The organism is Lacisediminihabitans profunda (genome assembly GCF_008040105.1).
Lineage (GTDB): Bacteria > Actinomycetota > Actinomycetes > Actinomycetales > Microbacteriaceae > Lacisediminihabitans > Lacisediminihabitans profunda.
Map to the genome: position 1 here is coordinate 1 of NZ_VRMG01000071.1, position 284 is coordinate 284.

A 284-nucleotide genomic window follows, 5' to 3' on the forward strand; every position below is an offset into this window, starting at 1 on the left:
CCGGCCATCGGCCGCTCGCCCTCGTCGGCGGATCGACCGGCCTCATCGGCGACCCTCGGCCCACGGCCGAACGAACGTTGAACTCGCCCGAGACGGTCAGGGAGAGGGTCGGCTACCTCGAGGGCCAGGTCTCCAAGCTCCTGAGTTTCGAGGGAGACACCGCCGCGCGGCTCGTCAACAACCTCGACTAGACGGCCCCGCTCTCGGCGATCGGCTTCCCGCGGGACGTCGGCAAGTACTTCCGGGTTGGCACGGGGAGCAAGACGGGTGCGGTGAGCGCGCGG

The 284-nt window shown here is 70.4% G+C and carries 1 pseudogene; it reads left to right on the forward strand.

Going from position 1 to position 284, the window contains the following annotated elements:
* Window positions 1-284: pseudogene (locus FVP33_RS19095) on the forward strand (tyrosine--tRNA ligase); the annotation flags it as partial.